This window comes from Veillonella sp. AF36-20BH (assembly GCF_003602765.1).
Lineage (GTDB): Bacteria > Bacillota > Negativicutes > Veillonellales > Veillonellaceae > Veillonella > Veillonella hominis.
This window is the reverse complement of record NZ_QTLR01000002.1, coordinates 207,838-225,645: the sequence shown is the minus strand read 5'-3', so window position 1 is coordinate 225,645 and position 17,808 is coordinate 207,838. Positions and strand designations below refer to the sequence as shown.

The 17,808-nt window shown below is 40.9% G+C and carries 16 protein-coding genes; 14 read left to right on the top strand and 2 right to left on the bottom strand.

Annotated features, from left to right (window positions below):
• Window positions 1–4 precede the first annotated feature (4 nt).
• From scpA to DW000_RS03555, 7 genes are all read left to right on the top strand, one after another.
• Window positions 5–2,194 (top strand): methylmalonyl-CoA mutase, encoded by a 2,190-nt coding sequence (scpA, locus tag DW000_RS03585; protein WP_060919469.1) that lies wholly within the window; start codon window positions 5–7, stop codon window positions 2,192–2,194.
• Complete coding sequence (gene meaB / locus DW000_RS03580) at window positions 2,187–3,440, top strand: methylmalonyl Co-A mutase-associated GTPase MeaB (RefSeq protein ID WP_004694551.1); 1,254 nt, start codon at window positions 2,187–2,189, stop codon at window positions 3,438–3,440. Before scpA ends, meaB begins: the two co-directional genes overlap by 8 nt.
• Window positions 3,441–3,735: 295 nt before the next feature.
• The gene (locus DW000_RS03575) at window positions 3,736–4,626 is read left to right on the top strand and encodes a DUF3829 domain-containing protein (RefSeq protein ID WP_120055083.1); all 891 of its coding nucleotides are present in this window, start codon (window positions 3,736–3,738) and stop codon (window positions 4,624–4,626) included.
• Between the two features lie 50 nt (window positions 4,627–4,676).
• Entirely contained in the window at window positions 4,677–4,934 is a 258-nt protein-coding gene (locus DW000_RS03570; protein ID WP_004698152.1) for a hypothetical protein, read from the top strand.
• A gap of 301 nt (window positions 4,935–5,235) precedes the next feature.
• Window positions 5,236–5,841 (top strand): MotA/TolQ/ExbB proton channel family protein, encoded by a 606-nt coding sequence (locus tag DW000_RS03565; protein WP_060919467.1) that lies wholly within the window; start codon window positions 5,236–5,238, stop codon window positions 5,839–5,841.
• Window positions 5,838–6,242 (top strand): biopolymer transporter ExbD, encoded by a 405-nt coding sequence (locus DW000_RS03560; RefSeq protein WP_060919466.1) that lies wholly within the window; start codon window positions 5,838–5,840, stop codon window positions 6,240–6,242. The genes DW000_RS03565 and DW000_RS03560 overlap by 4 nt, the downstream gene beginning before the upstream one ends.
• 4 nt (window positions 6,243–6,246) lie before the next feature.
• Window positions 6,247–7,077: a hypothetical protein gene (locus DW000_RS03555; protein ID WP_060919465.1), complete on the top strand. Its 831-nt coding sequence runs from the start codon at window positions 6,247–6,249 to the stop codon at window positions 7,075–7,077.
• A gap of 153 nt (window positions 7,078–7,230) precedes the next feature.
• On the opposite strand, the gene DW000_RS03550 is transcribed toward DW000_RS03555, so the two are convergent.
• Complete coding sequence (locus DW000_RS03550) at window positions 7,231–7,641, bottom strand: CAAX protease (protein ID WP_120055081.1); 411 nt, start codon at window positions 7,639–7,641, stop codon at window positions 7,231–7,233.
• 445 nt (window positions 7,642–8,086) lie between these two features.
• On the opposite strand from DW000_RS03550, the gene purB reads away from it, so the two are divergent.
• The 7 genes from purB (at window position 8,087) to DW000_RS03515 (ending at window position 16,703) form a co-directional block, all read left to right on the top strand.
• The gene (gene purB, locus DW000_RS03545; RefSeq protein ID WP_008714679.1) at window positions 8,087–9,382 is read left to right on the top strand and encodes an adenylosuccinate lyase; all 1,296 of its coding nucleotides are present in this window, start codon (window positions 8,087–8,089) and stop codon (window positions 9,380–9,382) included.
• Window positions 9,383–9,612: 230 nt separating this feature from the next.
• A complete protein-coding gene (locus DW000_RS03540; protein WP_120055079.1) occupies window positions 9,613–10,791 on the top strand; it encodes an MFS transporter in 1,179 nt (392 codons plus the stop codon).
• A gap of 115 nt (window positions 10,792–10,906) precedes the next feature.
• The gene (locus tag DW000_RS03535; protein ID WP_008602060.1) at window positions 10,907–12,190 is read left to right on the top strand and encodes an adenylosuccinate synthase; all 1,284 of its coding nucleotides are present in this window, start codon (window positions 10,907–10,909) and stop codon (window positions 12,188–12,190) included.
• Between the two features lie 539 nt (window positions 12,191–12,729).
• A complete protein-coding gene (locus DW000_RS03530) occupies window positions 12,730–13,074 on the top strand; it encodes a metalloregulator ArsR/SmtB family transcription factor (protein WP_004694570.1) in 345 nt (114 codons plus the stop codon).
• A gap of 2 nt (window positions 13,075–13,076) precedes the next feature.
• Entirely contained in the window at window positions 13,077–14,549 is a 1,473-nt protein-coding gene (dinB, locus tag DW000_RS03525; RefSeq protein ID WP_120055077.1) for a DNA polymerase IV, read from the top strand.
• 88 nt (window positions 14,550–14,637) lie between these two features.
• Entirely contained in the window at window positions 14,638–14,922 is a 285-nt protein-coding gene (locus tag DW000_RS03520) for a hypothetical protein (RefSeq protein WP_120055075.1), read from the top strand.
• A gap of 317 nt (window positions 14,923–15,239) precedes the next feature.
• Window positions 15,240–16,703: a catalase gene (locus tag DW000_RS03515; RefSeq protein ID WP_120055073.1), complete on the top strand. Its 1,464-nt coding sequence runs from the start codon at window positions 15,240–15,242 to the stop codon at window positions 16,701–16,703.
• Between the two features lie 153 nt (window positions 16,704–16,856).
• Here the strand turns inward: DW000_RS03515 and DW000_RS03510 are convergent, their stop codons facing one another.
• Window positions 16,857–17,738 carry a hypothetical protein gene (locus DW000_RS03510; RefSeq protein ID WP_120055071.1) on the bottom strand — a complete coding sequence of 294 codons (882 nt, stop codon included), beginning with the start codon at window positions 17,736–17,738 and terminating at the stop codon, window positions 16,857–16,859.
• Between the last annotated feature and the right edge of the window lie 70 nt (window positions 17,739–17,808).

Here is a 17,808-nt window from a genome sequence, read left to right as displayed (position 1 = left end):
GCTCATGTTCAAAAATCCAGACTTCTCCTCTCTTGGCTTGGAATCTCAGAAAGCAACATCTCGCGATGCATGGCTTGCTGAACTTCAAAAAGAAACAGGAAAAAGCTTTGAAGATTTATATAATACAACAATGGAGCAAATCCAACTAAAACCTCTCTATACAGAGATGGATTATGAAGGGATGACACACCTTGACTATATGGCTGGTGTACCTCCATTCTTGCGTGGACCTTATTCCACAATGTATGTTACTCGTCCTTGGACAGTACGTCAGTACGCTGGTTTCTCCACAGCGGAAGAATCCAATGCGTTCTATCGTCGTAACTTGGCAGCGGGCCAAAAAGGTTTGTCTATCGCCTTTGACCTTGCTACTCACCGCGGTTATGACTCCGATCATCCTCGTGTAGTAGGTGACGTTGGTAAAGCGGGCGTTGCGGTAGACTCCATCCTCGACATGGAAATTCTATTCTCCGGTATCCCTCTTGATCAAATGTCCGTATCCATGACTATGAACGGTGCCGTATTGCCAGTAATGGCGTTCTACATCTTGGCTGGTGAAGAACAAGGTGTAGATAAAAAGGTTATGGCTGGTACAATTCAAAATGATATCTTGAAAGAGTTCATGGTACGTAATACCTATATTTACCCTCCAGCTACGTCCATGCGTATTATCGGCGATATCTTCGCGTACACATCCCAGTACATGCCTAAGTTCAACAGTATCTCCATTTCTGGCTACCATATGCAAGAAGCGGGCGCTACTGCGGACATCGAACTAGGGTATACGTTGGCCGATGGTCTTGAATATATCCGTACCGGTGTTAATGCAGGCCTTCACGTTGACCAGTTCGCACCACGGTTGTCCTTCTTCTGGGCAATCGGTAAAAACTACTTCATGGAAGTGGCAAAAATGCGTGCGGCTCGTATGTTATGGGCTAAGATTATCAATAGTTTCGGCTCTGAAAATCCTAAATCCATGGCACTTCGTACGCACAGCCAAACATCTGGTTGGTCTCTTACAGAACAAGATCCGTTCAACAACGTGGCTCGTACATGTATGGAAGCGATGGGCGCGGCTTTGGGCCATACTCAATCTCTACATACGAATGCGCTTGACGAAGCGATCGCGTTGCCTACGGACTTCTCCGCACGTATTGCGCGTAATACTCAGCTTTACATCCAAGACGAAACTAAGGTATGTAAGGTTATCGACCCATGGGGCGGTTCCTACTATGTAGAAGCGTTGACTGATGAATTGATTCGTCGCGCTTGGGGTCATATTCAAGAAATCGAATCCCTTGGCGGTATGGCGAAAGCTATCGATACAGGGCTTCCTAAGATGCGTATCGAAGAAGCTGCTGCACGTCGCCAAGCTCGTATCGACTCTGGTCGTGAAGCGATTATCGGTATCAATAAATATCGTCTAGATAAAGAAGATCCATTGGATATCCTCGACGTAGATAACACGGCTGTACGGGAAGCGCAAATTCGTCGTCTCGAACAATTGCGCGCTAACCGGGATGAAGAAAAGGTTCAATCCTGTCTTGAAGCGATCACAAAAGCTACCGAATCGGGCGAAGGCAACTTGCTTGCCCTTGCACTTGAAGCGGCTCGTGCTCGTGCATCCTTGGGTGAAATTTCCTTTGCTGTTGAAAAGGTATGCGGTCGTCATAAAGCGGTTATTCGCTCTATTTCCGGTGTATACTCCAGCGAATTTGAAGATGACGATGTAATTAAAGAAGTACGCCAAATGGCAGATAACTTTGAAGAACTCGAAGGTCGTCGTCCTCGTATCATGATTGCGAAGATGGGCCAAGACGGTCATGACCGTGGTGCCAAAGTTATCGCTACATCCTTCGCGGATATGGGCTTTGACGTGGATATCGGACCTTTGTTCCAAACTCCAGAAGAAACAGCACAAGATGCGGTGGATAATGACGTTCATATTGTCGGATTTAGTTCTCTTGCGGCGGGGCATAAGACATTATTGCCTCAACTTGTAGAGGAACTCAACAAGCGGGGCCGTGGAGATATTTTAGTTGCCATCGGCGGCGTAATCCCTGCTCAGGACTATGAATTCCTACGCGAACATGGCGCAGTGGCTATCTTTGGCCCTGGTACAGTTTTGCCAGTAGCGGCGAAAAAATTACTAGAAACATTGACTAGTCACGTTCAAGACGAGTCTCATGACTGATAACAAACGGCCTACTCCGGATGAATTGCGCAATACACAGGACGCAACTTTCACCACTGGTGAAGGCAAAGCCCCTGAATTAGGTGTAAAAAACGCAAGCACCGAGGGTAGTACCTATCGTCCCGACTGGGTGCCAGAAGAAGCGAAGAAAGATGACACTTACGCGTGTCACGTAATGAAAGGCGTCAAGGAAATGCATGACGGCCTCTTATCCAGCTCTGCTCATCTGGCTCCAGCGGTACGTCCCGTACAGCGGCGAAAGAAATTAACTGTCGCTGATTATGTACGCGGTATCGAGCAGGGGGACCGCGTTATACTTTCACGGGCTATCACATTGGTAGAAAGTAATAATAAGGACCATTTCAAACTAGCTCAACAAGTGTTGCAAGCTGTATTGCCTCGTACGGGCAAGGCATTACGCATCGGTATTACTGGTGTGCCTGGGGCCGGTAAAAGTACGTTTATTGAAGCTTTCGGTAACATGCTCATTGAAGCGGGTTACAAGGTTGCCGTACTGGCTGTAGACCCTACGAGTCAAGTCACAAAAGGCAGTATTTTGGGTGATAAAACACGGATGGAAACGTTGACGAAACACCCAGAGGCTTATATTCGTCCATCGCCAGCTGGTGGTACGCTAGGCGGTGTGGCTCGTAAAAGTAGAGAAACTATGCTACTTTGCGAGGCTGCTGGGTACGATATCATTCTCGTTGAAACCGTTGGGGTTGGGCAAAGCGAAGTTACCGTGCGCTCCATGGTTGACTTCTTTATGCTCATCGTTTTAACGGGGGCAGGCGATGAATTGCAAGGCATCAAAAAAGGCGTTATGGAACTTGCTGATGCTATTGTGGTCAACAAGGCTGATGGGGATAACCTCAAACGAGCTCTCATTGCTCGTAGCGATTATGACCGGATGTTGCATTACATCCGTCCGGCTACGGAAAAATGGAAGACTCAAGCCTATACATGTTCAGCTGTCACAAAGGATGGCCTCGATGAATTGTGGGATGTAATCCAAGAATTTACTGAACAAGGTAAAGAGAATGGCGTATTCTTAAAACGCCGTCAAGAACAATCCCTCCGTTGGGTACGCGATATGATTGACGAACACTTGCACAACCTATTCTTTAACAATGTAGTCATTCAAGGTCGCATGGGCGAAGTCGAAGCTGCTGTCTTAGACGGTGAAATGAGCGAATCTCAAGCCGTTGAAGAACTTATTGGCGTTTTCGATAAGTCTTTACAATAAGTAGATAGCTACATACCTATTTGATAAGCTGGCGTAACTTATCTATTAAGACATTCCGATTAGCTATCATGCTTATTTAGATCTATAAAATGTATCCATAAAAGGCATAGTATGGAAACTATTATTGGTTAAAACTTGTAGTAGTCAGATACTATGCCTTTTTATGTGCCTGTGAAAGTATATTCATGAAACAAATTTCATAAAAAATACGGTTGATACTTTCATAAAAAACATATATGATATATAATTTAATCATAAACTGTTACTTGTGTGTGATTAAAAAGAGAGGGTCATTATGAAACCACTAGTAAAGAAAATGTTAACAGCCGTATTGTGTGCATCTACTCTAACAGCACCATTATTCATGAGTGGATGTAGTTTTTCTAAGATTGCCAATGGGGTGCAGCAAGGCGCTCAAAAGGCATCGCAAAAAGACATTCAAGTGTTTAATCAGTATATCGAAGCAGTTGGTAATTTTAACAGTGGCACCGTACGCTTTGGATATGCTATTAATCCTTCCATTCAAAAACTAAGAGAGGGTCAACATTTATCAAGCTTTATGGCACCAAAATTTGATAGTTTACAACAAAAATTACAAGCCGCTAAAGATGCTGGTATACCATATGATGATATGAAGGAACCTCTTGATAACGTATTAGCTGTATTAAAGGACATTGTACCAGTAGCAAGTGAATTGGATACGTACTATCAAACTAATTCATATCAAGCAGATAATTATGCTAAGGAACAACAATTAGGACCTAAATACGTTCAACTATATGATCAATTCTATGCAGCATATAATCAGTTAGATGCTGTAATTCACAAACATAATACGGAAAATCAACAAGAACAGTTGAAAGAACTTAAAGATTCCGGTAAGAAAAATGCAGCTGCTGCTCAAGAAGTTCATTTACGTTTAACTGCATTATTGGATAGCTTTGAAGAAGGCAAGCAAATCGATGTAAATGCGGCGAACCAAGAGTTGCAAGCTATCATGGATGTGTCCAGCAGCATTACTAGTCCAGACTATAACTCTGCTAAATCTCATTTAAATACAACTATTGGTAGAATTCGTACATTCTTAGGTGACCAAACAGCTGATCATTACAATGATATGATTGAATCCTACAATAGCTTTATTGGCAGTGTAAATCGCTTGGATATGAACAAACTCGATAAATAATACCTAATCGTATATGCCATGTTATGAACTGTTAGGAGAGGAATATTTAAATGAACAAAAAATTATTATTACCTGTAGGTGTAGTCGTTCTAATTATTGGTATTGCGATTCTATTATTAAATCCAGATCCAGGGGCGGCTAATTTGGAAATTGCGAGAAACGCTACAAATGCTCAAGCGGCAGCAAAGGCGATTTCTGAGAATAACCAATCTTACACATTGTGGTATTCTATTGGTATGTTCTGTAGCGGTTTAGGCATTGCACTGTCAGTAGGTGGCTTCATTGTAGGCTTTATTAAAAAAGACTAATCTATTTAGGAACGCATAAAAGGCTGTACTAGAATATATATCGTTTCTAGTGCAGCCTTTTTGTATTTTAATTTTAGGGTTATAGGACAAAACGTGTTGGTCTTGCCCTATAACCCTAATTTTATCCTGTGGACGTTAGCTACCCTATGTCTATCTAGCGAATTAGTCTATATTTATCTTGCAAATCATCCTATATCTATTAATGTTGTGGTTTTACGCTCTATATCTGTTTTAGAGGGGATAAAACGTGGTATAATTAACCCGGATAGAGCCTAACGGTATGTGGCTTTTGGAGGTTAGTATGAGTAGTATAGCGCATTTATTTGTAGCTGGTGGATTTGTTATGTATCCGCTGGTGATTTTTTTACTGTTTACCTTGATGATTGGCATTGAACGTATCTTTCTATATCGCAAGTTTACAAAGGACTTGCGCCGTTTTAATAAGGTCTTAGAGAAGAACCAATCTTGGATTCTGTTACCAAGTGTTTTAGAACGGGATACAGAGGAACTTGGTTCTTTATTTGCCCGTGCTATCCGCAATGCAAAGAATTATAATGGCTTGGAAAATCGCCTTCAAGATGTGGTGTCGTACGCTGATGAACGTTTAAAACGCGGCCTTAGTTGGCTCAGCATGGTTGTAACAATGGCTCCGTTATTGGGGTTGCTAGGGACGGTCCTCGGCATGATTCGTGCGTTTGCTGTGGTAGGCGGCGATATTGGGGCTCCGACCATTATTACAGGTGGTGTTTCTGAAGCCTTAGTGGCAACGGCTACAGGTTTGACCGTGGCCATTATTGCCCTTGGCTTTCACAGTTACTGTGCAGCAAAGGTCAATGATTCTGTGGCGACATTAGAACATGAGTGCGGCAACATCCTTGATGCGTACAACGAGGAACATGATATATGAGACGACGCACGTTAGGGGTTAAAAAAGAGCCTACCATCATGATTATTCCTATGATTGATATCGTATTCTTTTTATTAGTATTTTTCATGGTAGGCACGCTGTACATGAATACAGAGCAACAAATTCCGCTTAATTTACCATCTGCATCGACGTCTACGGCGAAATCTATCGAACCTATCACCATCACCTTGACCACAACGCACACGCTGTATATCGATAATCAGGAAATTTCTTCGGATCATTTAGCGCAAGAGGTCAAATCTATTGTTACACAAGCACCTCAACAGGCCTTTGTGATTCGCGCTTCAAAAGATGTGTATTATAACGAGGTTATTGAGCTTTTGGACATGCTCAAGGTGAACGGTGCTAAATATATTAGCGTCGCTACGGAACGGAAGTGATTCCATGTTTGAATCACATTATCTGAAACCTTTTATTGTGTCTTTAGGCATTACCGTCATGCTTATTTCTGGTATGGGGCTTTCCTTACGTGGCATCGTTGGAACAGGTGTGGCTTATGATGCAGCAGAGGTTAGCTTTCATCTGCCTGAGGATAGTGAAAGCGATGCAGAGACTGCCATTATTGAGCCTATACCTAAGGATAAGCTACCGGTTGAATCTCCGACTCCAGAAGGGCCTGCGCCTAAGGCGGATCCTCTTGTAACGGAAAATACAGGTGATGAAAGTGTTCATAATTTAAATGCCAATAAGACTACATCTAATGCTCGTCGCGAATGGTCCGTTCCAAAGGCCATAGAATCGGAAACGACTAATAATGAACAAGCTGTAGTTACGGGTGGAAATGATTCCAAAGACGGGAAATCCTCTAAGCCTGATAATGCTCCTATGGGTAAGGATATAACATCTGATCCGAATGCCAATGGAAACGGCTTTGCCGAAGCTAGTGATTTATCCTTCCTATCTGATCTTGCGTGGGGGCTCCTAACACCAGGGCAGCAAGCACTTTTACAGAAGTCGGATATCAACCCCCAAGAATATTTACGAACTGTACAAGAACAGGGAAAGAGGTCAATCGTAACAGGTAAGGCTGTAGTGCGTGTTAACTTTGATGTTAATGGACATGTCATCGTAGGAGAACATACACCGCTCATCGCAGAGGATGTACCGCAACCAGTCAAAGAGGAAGCAATGCGCATCGTTAAAAGCAGTGGTTCTATTGTCAATCGAAGAGGGGAACCTGTATATCTAGCAGTTCCTGTTGTATTAGGACAATAAAGAGGCATATCACATACTATGTATGTAAGATATGCCTCTTTGTTATGGTTGTAATAAATGATTGTATTAATTGGTAATAAGTATTACTATGAAATACTTATTCTATCTGAGTCATGCTGAGTTATATTTCAAGGATTAATTATATGTATTGTATTAATTTTGATTGGTAAGCATCGTTTTCGTAGAGTTGAAGACCGCTAGGTATACGATGGCGCCGCCGATGAATAATGTGACTTGCATAGGTGTGCTGAATTGATCGGCTCGCCACAATGCGAAAGCATAGAAGAACATGGTAATCAACATGATGAGAAATGCAATGATAACGCGTACGTTAGTATGTACCGCTAACGATGTGGTAATGTGGGATTTATTCATCATTACGTAAATTAATGATACGACGATGTCTGACGTAAAGATGGAGAAGATCAAGTTATAATCAAACTCACCTAAAAGGACTACTGCCAAGCCGATAAAGCTAAGCCCAAAGAATAGACGTAATAGAATACCTATAGTATTAGATTCGTTGCGCTGTGCGCGGCGTTCCTTACGATTTAAAGTTGCCATGAAAGCCTCCCCATAGTAGAAATGTTTGTTACTATTAGTATAAAGCTCGTGTATAGATTGAGCAATTATTCGCAGTACATTTAGTCTGTATGTTTATTATATATCACAATGTATAGCTATGATATAGTATTGATTAATTTATTACTATATAACTATATGTGGAATTCTATATGAGAAATTAAAGAGAGAGTATAGTTCAGGTTATTGTTATCTATGTTATTAATGGTATGATTGTGTTTGTCTTTTTTCTGTTTTAGACTCTGTAGTTAAATATGGGTATCCTTTTTCTAGGATTGAACAACTAAGATTTGATAACTAAAGTCGAACGATAAGTAAAATTAATATAATTATCATTCGGAAAATTTGGCTCTGTTCGTTGAATGGAGCTTTCACATATGGTACAATAATCCTATAAATCTAGCTTTTATCATGCAAAGGAGACATCATGATACCACGTTATACACGAGAAGAAATGGGCCATATTTGGAGCGAACGCAACGAATTCGACACAATGTTATTGGTGGAGACCCTCGCATCTGAGGCACAAGCTGAGTTGGGTGTTATTCCTAAAGAAGCGGCGAAAACAATTCGGGAAAAGGGCAATTTCGACGTTGAGCGCATTCATGAGATCGAAAAGGAAACGAATCATGATATCATTTCCTTCGTAACAGCAGTGGGCGAATACGTAGGACCTGAAGCGGCTAAATACATCCATCTTGGCCTTACCTCTACAGACGTGAAAGATACGGCGCTTGGGTATATGATGAAACAAGCCTGCGATATCTTAATTGATGACTTAAAGCGTTTGCACGAAGTATTGCGTCGTCGTGCAGCGGAGTTCAAATATACTCCTATGATTGGCCGTACCCATGGTATCCACGGCGAACCAACTACATTTGGCTTGAAATTGGCGTTGTGGATGGCAGAGGTAGAACGTGATATTGAACGTATGGAACATGCTCGTAAAAGCGTTGCTGTTGGCAAATTGTCTGGCGCTGTTGGTACATACTCCAATATCGATCCATTCGTAGAACAATATGTGTGTGAAAAATTAGGCCTTGAACCTGTTAAAATCGCTACACAAGTAGTACAACGTGACCGTCACGCTGAATTGTTGTCTACCATCGCTGTTGTAGGTGGCACATTGGATAAAATCGCTTTAGAAATTCGTCACTTACAACGTACAGAGGTGCGCGAAGCAGAAGAATATTTCAGCCCTAAACAAAAGGGCTCCTCTGCGATGCCTCATAAACGCAACCCTATCACATGTGAAAGAATTTGCGGTATGGCTCGCTTACTTCGTGGCTATGCACAATCTGCTTACGAAGATCAAGCGTTGTGGCATGAACGCGATATTTCTCATAGCTCTGTAGAACGCGTGATCTTGCCGGATGCGACAATCTCGTTAAATTATATGCTACACCTAACAATTCGCACCATTGATAAGTTGTTGGTATACCCTGAAACTATGCTTAAAAACCTTAACCTTACAGGGGGCCTCGTATTCAGCCAAACAATTTTGACACATCTTGTCGACAAAGGTGCGGTACGTGACGAAGCATATCGTTGGGTTCAAAAACATGCTATGGAACGCTGGCTTGAAGGCAAAGATTTCGCAACAGGTTTAAAAGCTGATGAAAATATTAAGAAGTACATGACTGATGAGGAAATTGATGCATGCTTTGATCCATATAAATTGCTAAGACATGTAGATACAATCATGGCTCGCTTTGGCCTATAATTGTAGGGTACTTCCCACATAACATATGAAAGACTAGGGTAGGTATAGATCAACAAGCCTATGGTACATGCATTAGGTGTTGGCTATATCTACCTTTTTTGTTTTGAAAGCAATATACCATTTTAGATAGAAGTATATTATTTTAACAGATAATTATAAATTAGTTTTCTAGCAGGCTTTTATATACTCGTCTTACATTAGGAAACCATCTATTTGTTTTAGGAGGTTATATGAAACGTATTATACGGAAGTACGGACCACCTATTTTTCACTGTATTAATGACTTTGGTCAAGGTTCGCTGGCGGCCCTCATACCGTTTTTTATCGCTAACTTTGGCCTTAATTATTATCAATCGGCTTCCATCATTTTCTGTAATACCGTGGTGGCTTCCGTGGCACAGCCCGTATTGGGCTATGTGGCAGATCGGTGGCGCGTACCCTGGTTTATTCCCGTTGGGTTTACGGTGACTCTTGTGTCGATTAGCACTATGGCATTGGCTACGAGTTACGAGATGATTCTTGCTTTGTCGCTCTTGGCCGGGGTAGGGGCCGCGTTATTTCATCCCGAGGCGGCTCTGCTGGTAAATCGTACGCAATCTCATGAAATTGGTAACGCCATGGGCCGCTTTGCAGTCGGTGGTAGTGCAGGCTTTGCGTTGGGACCCTTTATTGCTGGTGGTGTTTACGTCTTTGGGGGACAATTCCTTTGGGTATTTACGCTTATCGCTCTACTTGGTGTATTGCTATATCTTTATGCCTTTATGGGTGAGGGTGAAGCTGATACCGATGATACTGATATTGCTGATTCTGCTGATACTGGTAACCGTGAAAGCCGTGCTAAGGTTCTTAGTACCGGTACAAATGATTGGGTGAGTTTCGGTAAGTTATTTTTTGTGATTGCTTCTCGATCTATACTCTTCTCTGTATTGGCTATCTTTATTCCTATTTTGTATATTACTGTTATTAATGGTGAAGCCAGTGCATCTAGTTTGGCCCTTACTGCGTACTTCACGATGGGGGCAGTCCTTACCTATATGGGTGGTGCCTTATCTGACCGACTTGGATTTCTTAAAACTGTGCGCTTAGGTAATCTGATTTTCTTGCCATCCGTTTTAGTATTTATTTTTGTGCCTAATATGTGGGGCTTCTTTGGAGCCATGATTCCAATGGCCTTTGGCGTATTCTCCCAATACGGACCAATTACGGTACTAGGTCAAAAATACCTTGCAAAAAATGCAGGCTTTGCATCAGGTATTACGCTAGGTCTTGGGATTACCTTAGGGGGCCTTGTGGCTCCTTATGTAGGACATCTAGCAGATATCTATGACGTACAAACGGCATTGATGACCTTGATACCGGTAGGTGTTATAGGCTTATTGATGAGTTTTTGGTTAAAAGAACCAAAATAGCCCATGCATTTGGAAAGAAACTAAAGATTGAATTTGTATAAATACTTTCACAGAATCCGAACATTGTTGTATAATGATATTGAATTATTTAGACTTTCATATGGAGGATATAGATATGGCAACTAGTATGGTTATCGGCACTCAATGGGGTGACGAGGGGAAAGGTAAAATTGTTGACTGGATCGCAGAACGTGCGGATGTTGTGGTGCGCAGTCAAGGTGGTAATAACGCGGGTCATACTGTTGTAGTTGATGATAAAGCGTTTGCACTTCGCCTTTTACCAAGTGGTATCTTATACGATAACAAACAAAATATCGTGGGTACTGGTGTTGTTATCGACCCTAAAGTTCTGCTACAAGAAATTGAAGGTCTTGAAAAGCAAGGCAGATCTGCTAAATCCCTTCAAGTTTCCAATCGTGCACATGTAATCATGCCATACCATATCGCTCTAGATACTGCGGAAGAAGCATCTAAAGGGGATGCTAAAATCGGTACTACTAAAAATGGTATTGGTCCTTGCTACGCTGATAAAATCAATCGTATTGGTATCCGTATCTGCGATTTGTATGATATGGAAACATTTAAACAAAAATTAGCGTACAATGTAGAGTTCAAAAATAAAATGCTTACTAAGGTATACGATGCTGAACCTGTTAGCTACGATGAAATCTTAGCGGATTACATCAAATACGCTGAAGCCTTGAAACCTTATGTAACAGATACTAATGCGGCTGTTCTTAAAGCTGTAAAAGAGGATAAAAAGGTATTGTTCGAAGGTGCTCAAGCTACTATGCTCGACCTTGATCATGGTACCTATCCATTCGTAACATCCTCTCATCCAATTGCAGGTGGCGCTTCCACAGGCGCTGGTGTGGGTCCTAACTACTTAAAAAATATTTTTGGTGTTGTAAAAGCATATGCTACACGTGTTGGTGCAGGCCCATTCCCTACAGAGCTTCTTAACGAAACTGGCGATAACCTTCGTGAACTTGGTCATGAGTTCGGCACTGTAACGGGTCGTCCTCGTCGTTGTGGTTGGTTAGATCTCATGGTTGTAAAATACGCAGCAGGTCTTAATAGTCTTGATTACTTAGCTATTACACGTTTGGATATTCTTGATACCTTTAAAGAATTGAAGATCTGTGTAGGTTACAAATTGAATGGTAAAGACGTAGAAGGATTCCCAGCTAATTTGAAAGATCTTGAAGCATGCGAAGCCGTGTACGAAACATTGCCAGGTTGGGAAACTGATATTTCTGGTATTCGTGAATACGATAAATTGCCTGAAAATGCTCGTAAATATGTAGAACGCATTGCTGAAGTAACAGGTGTACCTTTGGGTATCGTATCCGTTGGCCCTAACCGTAGCCAAACTATCGACTTAGTAAATGTATTCTAAGCTATACTAATTTGATATAATAGAGAATTTGCATTTGGTAGCATTGATAGAGTGTTATATATTTTAACATTTCTCGCTATGCAATCGATTTATAGAATTATACAGATTAGACCCCTCACAGAGGGGTCTTTTGTATTGAATGGATGCAGAATACAAACGTGGATCCTCTATATCTAATCCTTTAGGTTGCTACAGTAGTGCGGTATATCGAAGTATGCTTTATAGTTATTAAAGCGTGAGCATATCGAGAAATATATAACAAATAATAGAGCATAATTGTTATATATACAGAAAAATGTATATTCTGATAAATCTATAAAATGAAAATTTGTTTAAAATATTCATTTTATACAAATAGCCACGTGCTTAAATTAGTTTACAATAAGGAAAAATTTACTTATCTATAATTTTTTTGTATTCATAATAAATTATTAAGATACAAATATAAAGAAAAAAATAGATTTACATTAAGAAATAGTATATAATAGTACCAAGAAGTAGATTGATATTTTTTGATAAGGATCTGAGGAGTTAAAGATATGGTTGAAGTTTCTTACGAACGTTTAGCGACGATTTTTAAGGCATTAAGCGATGAAACAAGATTACACATCATCGATATGTTGTCTTGCAATGAATTATGTGCAGCCGATATTTTAGCGAGCTTCAATTTGTCTCAATCTACGTTGAGTTACCACATGAAAATCTTAATTGATGCAGGTGTAGTTAACTCTCAACGTAATGGTTTATGGACGCGTTACTCCATTAATGAAGCTACATTTGCGGATATTTTAGATATTCTCCCTCAATTATACAAAACTAAAGATGAGTGCATTTGCGCGCAAATTAAATACTGCCGCATTTCTGAGCACGAAAAAGAAGCGTAACAATGAGACGTTGGATTATGCATGTTGATATGGATGCATTCTTCGCGTCCATAGAACAACTGGATCATCCAGAGTATAAAGGCCACCCCGTAATCGTGGGTGGTCTTTCTTCACGTGGTGTCGTAGCTACCTGTTCCTATGAGGCCCGAAAATTTGGTGTTCACTCTGCGATGCCAATCTCGAGGGCTAAGAAACTCTGTCCTGATGGCATTTATGTATACCCTCGGATGGAGCGGTATAAAGAGGTGTCGAACCAAATTTTTTCCATTATGAAAGAATTTACCCCTTACATTGAGCCTTTATCAGTAGATGAGGCCTTTCTTGAAGTAAGTGGCATGTCTACCATGTATAGTGGGCCTAAAGCACTAGGTCGAGCCATTAAAGATCGTGTGTTCGAGGAAACAGGACTTATTATCTCTGCAGGTTTAGCGCCTAATAAATTTCTTGCTAAATTGGCTTCTGATTTAGATAAACCAGATGGTCTTGTGGTCATCCCATATGGTCGTGAAAAAGAGGTGCTAGCTCCTTTGCCTGTTAAACGTATTTGGGGCGTCGGCCCTCGTACAGAGAAAATTTTGAGAAATGGCGGCTTTCATTTGATGCGCCATATTCAAGCTTTGCCTGATGAAAGTAGTTTAATTTCCCTCGTTGGAAACCAAGCGAGACGCATATGGGAACTAGCGAATGGTATCGATGATAGACCTGTTGAAACAGATCGCAAGATACAATCGATTGGAGCGGAGGAAACTTACGAAGAAGACCTCACCGATGGCCGTGCTATTGAATTAGAGTTTAGGTACTTTGCGAACCGTTTATCGAAACGGCTTCGGAGGCGTAGTCTTCATGGCCATACTGTATCTATCAAGGTTCGGTATGATGATTTTACTACTGTATCACGGCAGAAGCGGCTAGATACACCATCAGACCAGGAACATGTATTTTTCGAAACAGCATTGACCCTGTGGAATAAATTGATGCAGGATAAGACGAGTAAGCGGCCTAAAGAGGCTAAGAAAGATACGGAACCGTTAGGAGCCACTACAAAGGTAAAGTCTACGAATTTTAAATGTAGTAGTTCTAAAGGGATTACCTGTATGGATCCGCCTGGCCCTATACGACTATTAGGTCTCACTGTGAGTGGTCTCGATGAGGAGGTTCCTATGCAGGATAGTCTCTTTGATTCCCAACAGGATGAAACAGAGGATAAGCTTGCTAGCGTGTTAGACTCCTTAGAGTCTAAATTTGGTGAGACTGCTGTTATGAGTGGCGCATTATGGCAACGCTTTCACGGAGACAATGGAATACGCAGAAAACGGTCAGAGTTGAAAGCGGCCGTGGATGCACAGCTTGGTCAAGAGGATGGAGCATCTACTAAAGTTGATGTAGTTTCGACTAAAGAGGCTGATCGGTCTACAGTTACAGATACATACGCATCTATTGAAGGACCTAAAAAGACCGTCAAAAAGGACTTATAAAGTTTATATTGAATACTTTCACTAATATAATTGTTCATGTTACAATATGGGTGTAGTGTTAATAAATTACCGCAAGAGAGGTATAGATATGAGTTTATTTCGTGTGGCCATCCATTATGGCGTAAACAGTAATGGCTTCTTGTCCTATGACACAGAAGCAAAAACAGTGTCCGTAGACTTGCCTGAACAAGAGTGGGTTGATAAGGTTCTCGCTTATTTGAATAATGAACATGCTATCGAGCATGCTACAGGTCTTGATACGTATGAACGGTTGAACGTAAAACCATTGGAATCTTTGGATAACTTTAAATTAGCTTTAACACGCATGTGGGAAGCTATCGACGTACAAGTCGATTGGAGTCGTCCAGCATAAATTGAATGAAAACACCTTGTGATCTACACGTTGGTAGAAACAAGGTGTTTTTTGTTTTGCGTATTTTTGTAGGTATATCTTAATAGGTTTTAAATATATAGTACTGAAATTCTCATTTTAGAATTATAAATGATATTGTGTATACAAGATTTGTAAAAGTTTAGGGTTGTTATGTTAAAAAATTTATGCTATTCTAATTATAGAGTAATGGATAATAATTATCCGTTAATAATATTTATCTTAATTGAGATGTATAATCTAAAAAATTATGTAAAGTAAATTACTTTCATTTTGATTTCTAAGTAGGAGTTTGTAACATGAATAATGAAAAGAAACTAACAACCGCCTTTGGCGCTCCCGTACCAGATAATCGCAATTCTGCTACAGCAGGTAAACGTGGTCCTGTATTGATGCAAGATGTTTGGCTCATGGAGAAATTAGCTCATTTTGAGCGTGAAGTGATTCCTGAACGCCGCATGCATGCTAAAGGATCCGGTGCATTTGGTACTTTCACAGTCACTAACGATATTACAAAATATACGAAAGCAAAAATTTTCTCTGAAGTAGGCAAGCAAACGCCGTTATTCGTGCGTTTCTCCACCGTTGCCGGTGAGCGTGGTGCGGCCGATGCAGAACGCGACATTCGTGGCTTTGCCGTAAAATTTTATACGGAAGAAGGAAACTGGGACCTCGTAGGTAACAATACACCGGTATTCTTTATCCGCGATCCATTGCAATTCCCTGATTTGAACCGCGCTGTAAAACGGAATCCGAAAACAAATCTTCGCGATGCGACAGCAAACTGGGATTTCTGGTCCAGCTTGCCAGAGGCGATCCACCAAGTAACAATCGTCATGAGTGACCGTGGTATTCCTAAATCTTACCGTACAATGCATGGTTTCGGCAGTCATACATACAGTCTTATCAACGAAAACGATGAGCGCGTATGGGTTAAATTCCATTGGGTTTGCCAACAGCCGATTGAAAATCTTTCCGATGCTGAGGCGGCTAATGTGGTAGCTAGTGACCGTGAAAGTCACCAACGTGACCTCTTTGAGGCTATTGAAAGAGGCGATTTCCCTAAATGGAAATTATGCATCCAAGTGATGACCGAAGAACAAGCTAACAATATGCCGTACAATCCATTCGATTTAACTAAAGTATGGTATCACGATGAATTCCCATTGATTGAAGTTGGTGTAATGGAACTTAATCGCAACCCAGAAAATTATTTCCAAGATGTAGAACAAGCTGCATTTGCACCAACAACTATCGTTCCTGGTATCTCTTTCTCTCCTGACAGAATGCTACAAGGTCGTTTGTTCTCCTATGCGGATGCGCAACGCTATCGTCTAGGGGCAAATTATTATCAAATCCCTGTTAATGCCGCTAAATGTCCTGTAAATATCTATCATCGCGATGGTCAAGGACGTATAGATGGAAACCATGGGTCTACAATTGGCTACGCACCAAATAGCTTTGGTGAATGGGCTGAACAACCGGAATTCAAAAATCCTCCTCTCGACGTATCTGGCCCAGCCTACCAATATGACTTCTATGAAGACGACTCTGACTTCTTTACACAACCAGGTAAACTGTTCCGCCTCATGAGCCCTGAACAACAACAAGTCTTATTTGATAACACCGCAGCAGCTATGAATGGCGTACCTGATTTTATCAAAGAACGTCATGCAAAACATTGCTACCAATGCGATCCCGCTTATGGTGAAGGCGTTGCTAAAGCCTTGGGCATGAACATCGATTTCAGCGATGTAAAATAAGATTAATGATACTATTTAAACAATATTAAAATAGTTTATCTACACAACACTAATGCGATAAAAGAACTTCCTTAAACTAACACGAAGCCCCTCCTTGCTATGTAGCTCATAGTAAGGAGGGGCTTTTGTTGTGGAGAGTGTATTTAAATATTACTAATCAAATTTTTTACTTGTTAGATCTTGATACATAAGCTTAGCAATTTCATATTGTGGATCACCCGGTTGTAGCTGGTGTGTCGGTAGTTTAAATACAGTTTCAGCTATTTCACTTTTCTTGATATCGATACCTTTTACATCTTCAGAACGACTTATAGAAATGGTATGCGTTGTTGGGTTTATGAAGTACGCATTTACATCGATGCTGAAAGCTTTATTTTCGTCTTTTCTCATGATTGTACGTAGAATCATAGCTGAAATAGCAGTAGTATCATTTTTTTCACCTAATAGCTGCTTAGATGTATAGTCCACATAATCTGCATAGACATAAATATCGCCAGGTTTGGCCTTGTCATAATCTTGTGTGTAGGCCTCTACTAAACGCAAATCGAGTTGTCTCCCAAATGGTTGAGAGAACATTTCGCTTTGTAATGCTCGTGTTTCATTAACAGGTGGATACATAGGTATTGCTTTTAAACCTTTTAGCATATCCGCGCGAGTTTCATTTTTTCGTTTAGCACGACGTTCCGCACTGACCTTGTCTAAGCGTTCACGCTCCTTTAACATGGCCTTTTCTTGTTCTTCTTTAGTTTTGTAGGTCTTTACGGATACAACACGGTTACCGGTCATAGTGACTGTCGAATAGACGGGCTTATCTTTAGTAGGCTTTCCCTTAGAAGCAGCAAGAGTAGATTGGACCATAGCCGGTGTTGCACTTTCGATAGATTTTTTTAGCTCTGGAAGATTGGAGTAATCCATATCAACCATAGCAGTATCTGTGTTTTCGGTAGATTGCACAGGGGCAACTGCATATGCAGATGATATAGCTAATACAGCTAATAGTGAACTGACAATAATTGATCGTTTACATAGTTTCATTACATATACCTCTCTTTAGTAAGAAATCTCTAATACCATCGATAGCTGTATTATAGCATAGTTTTTACAT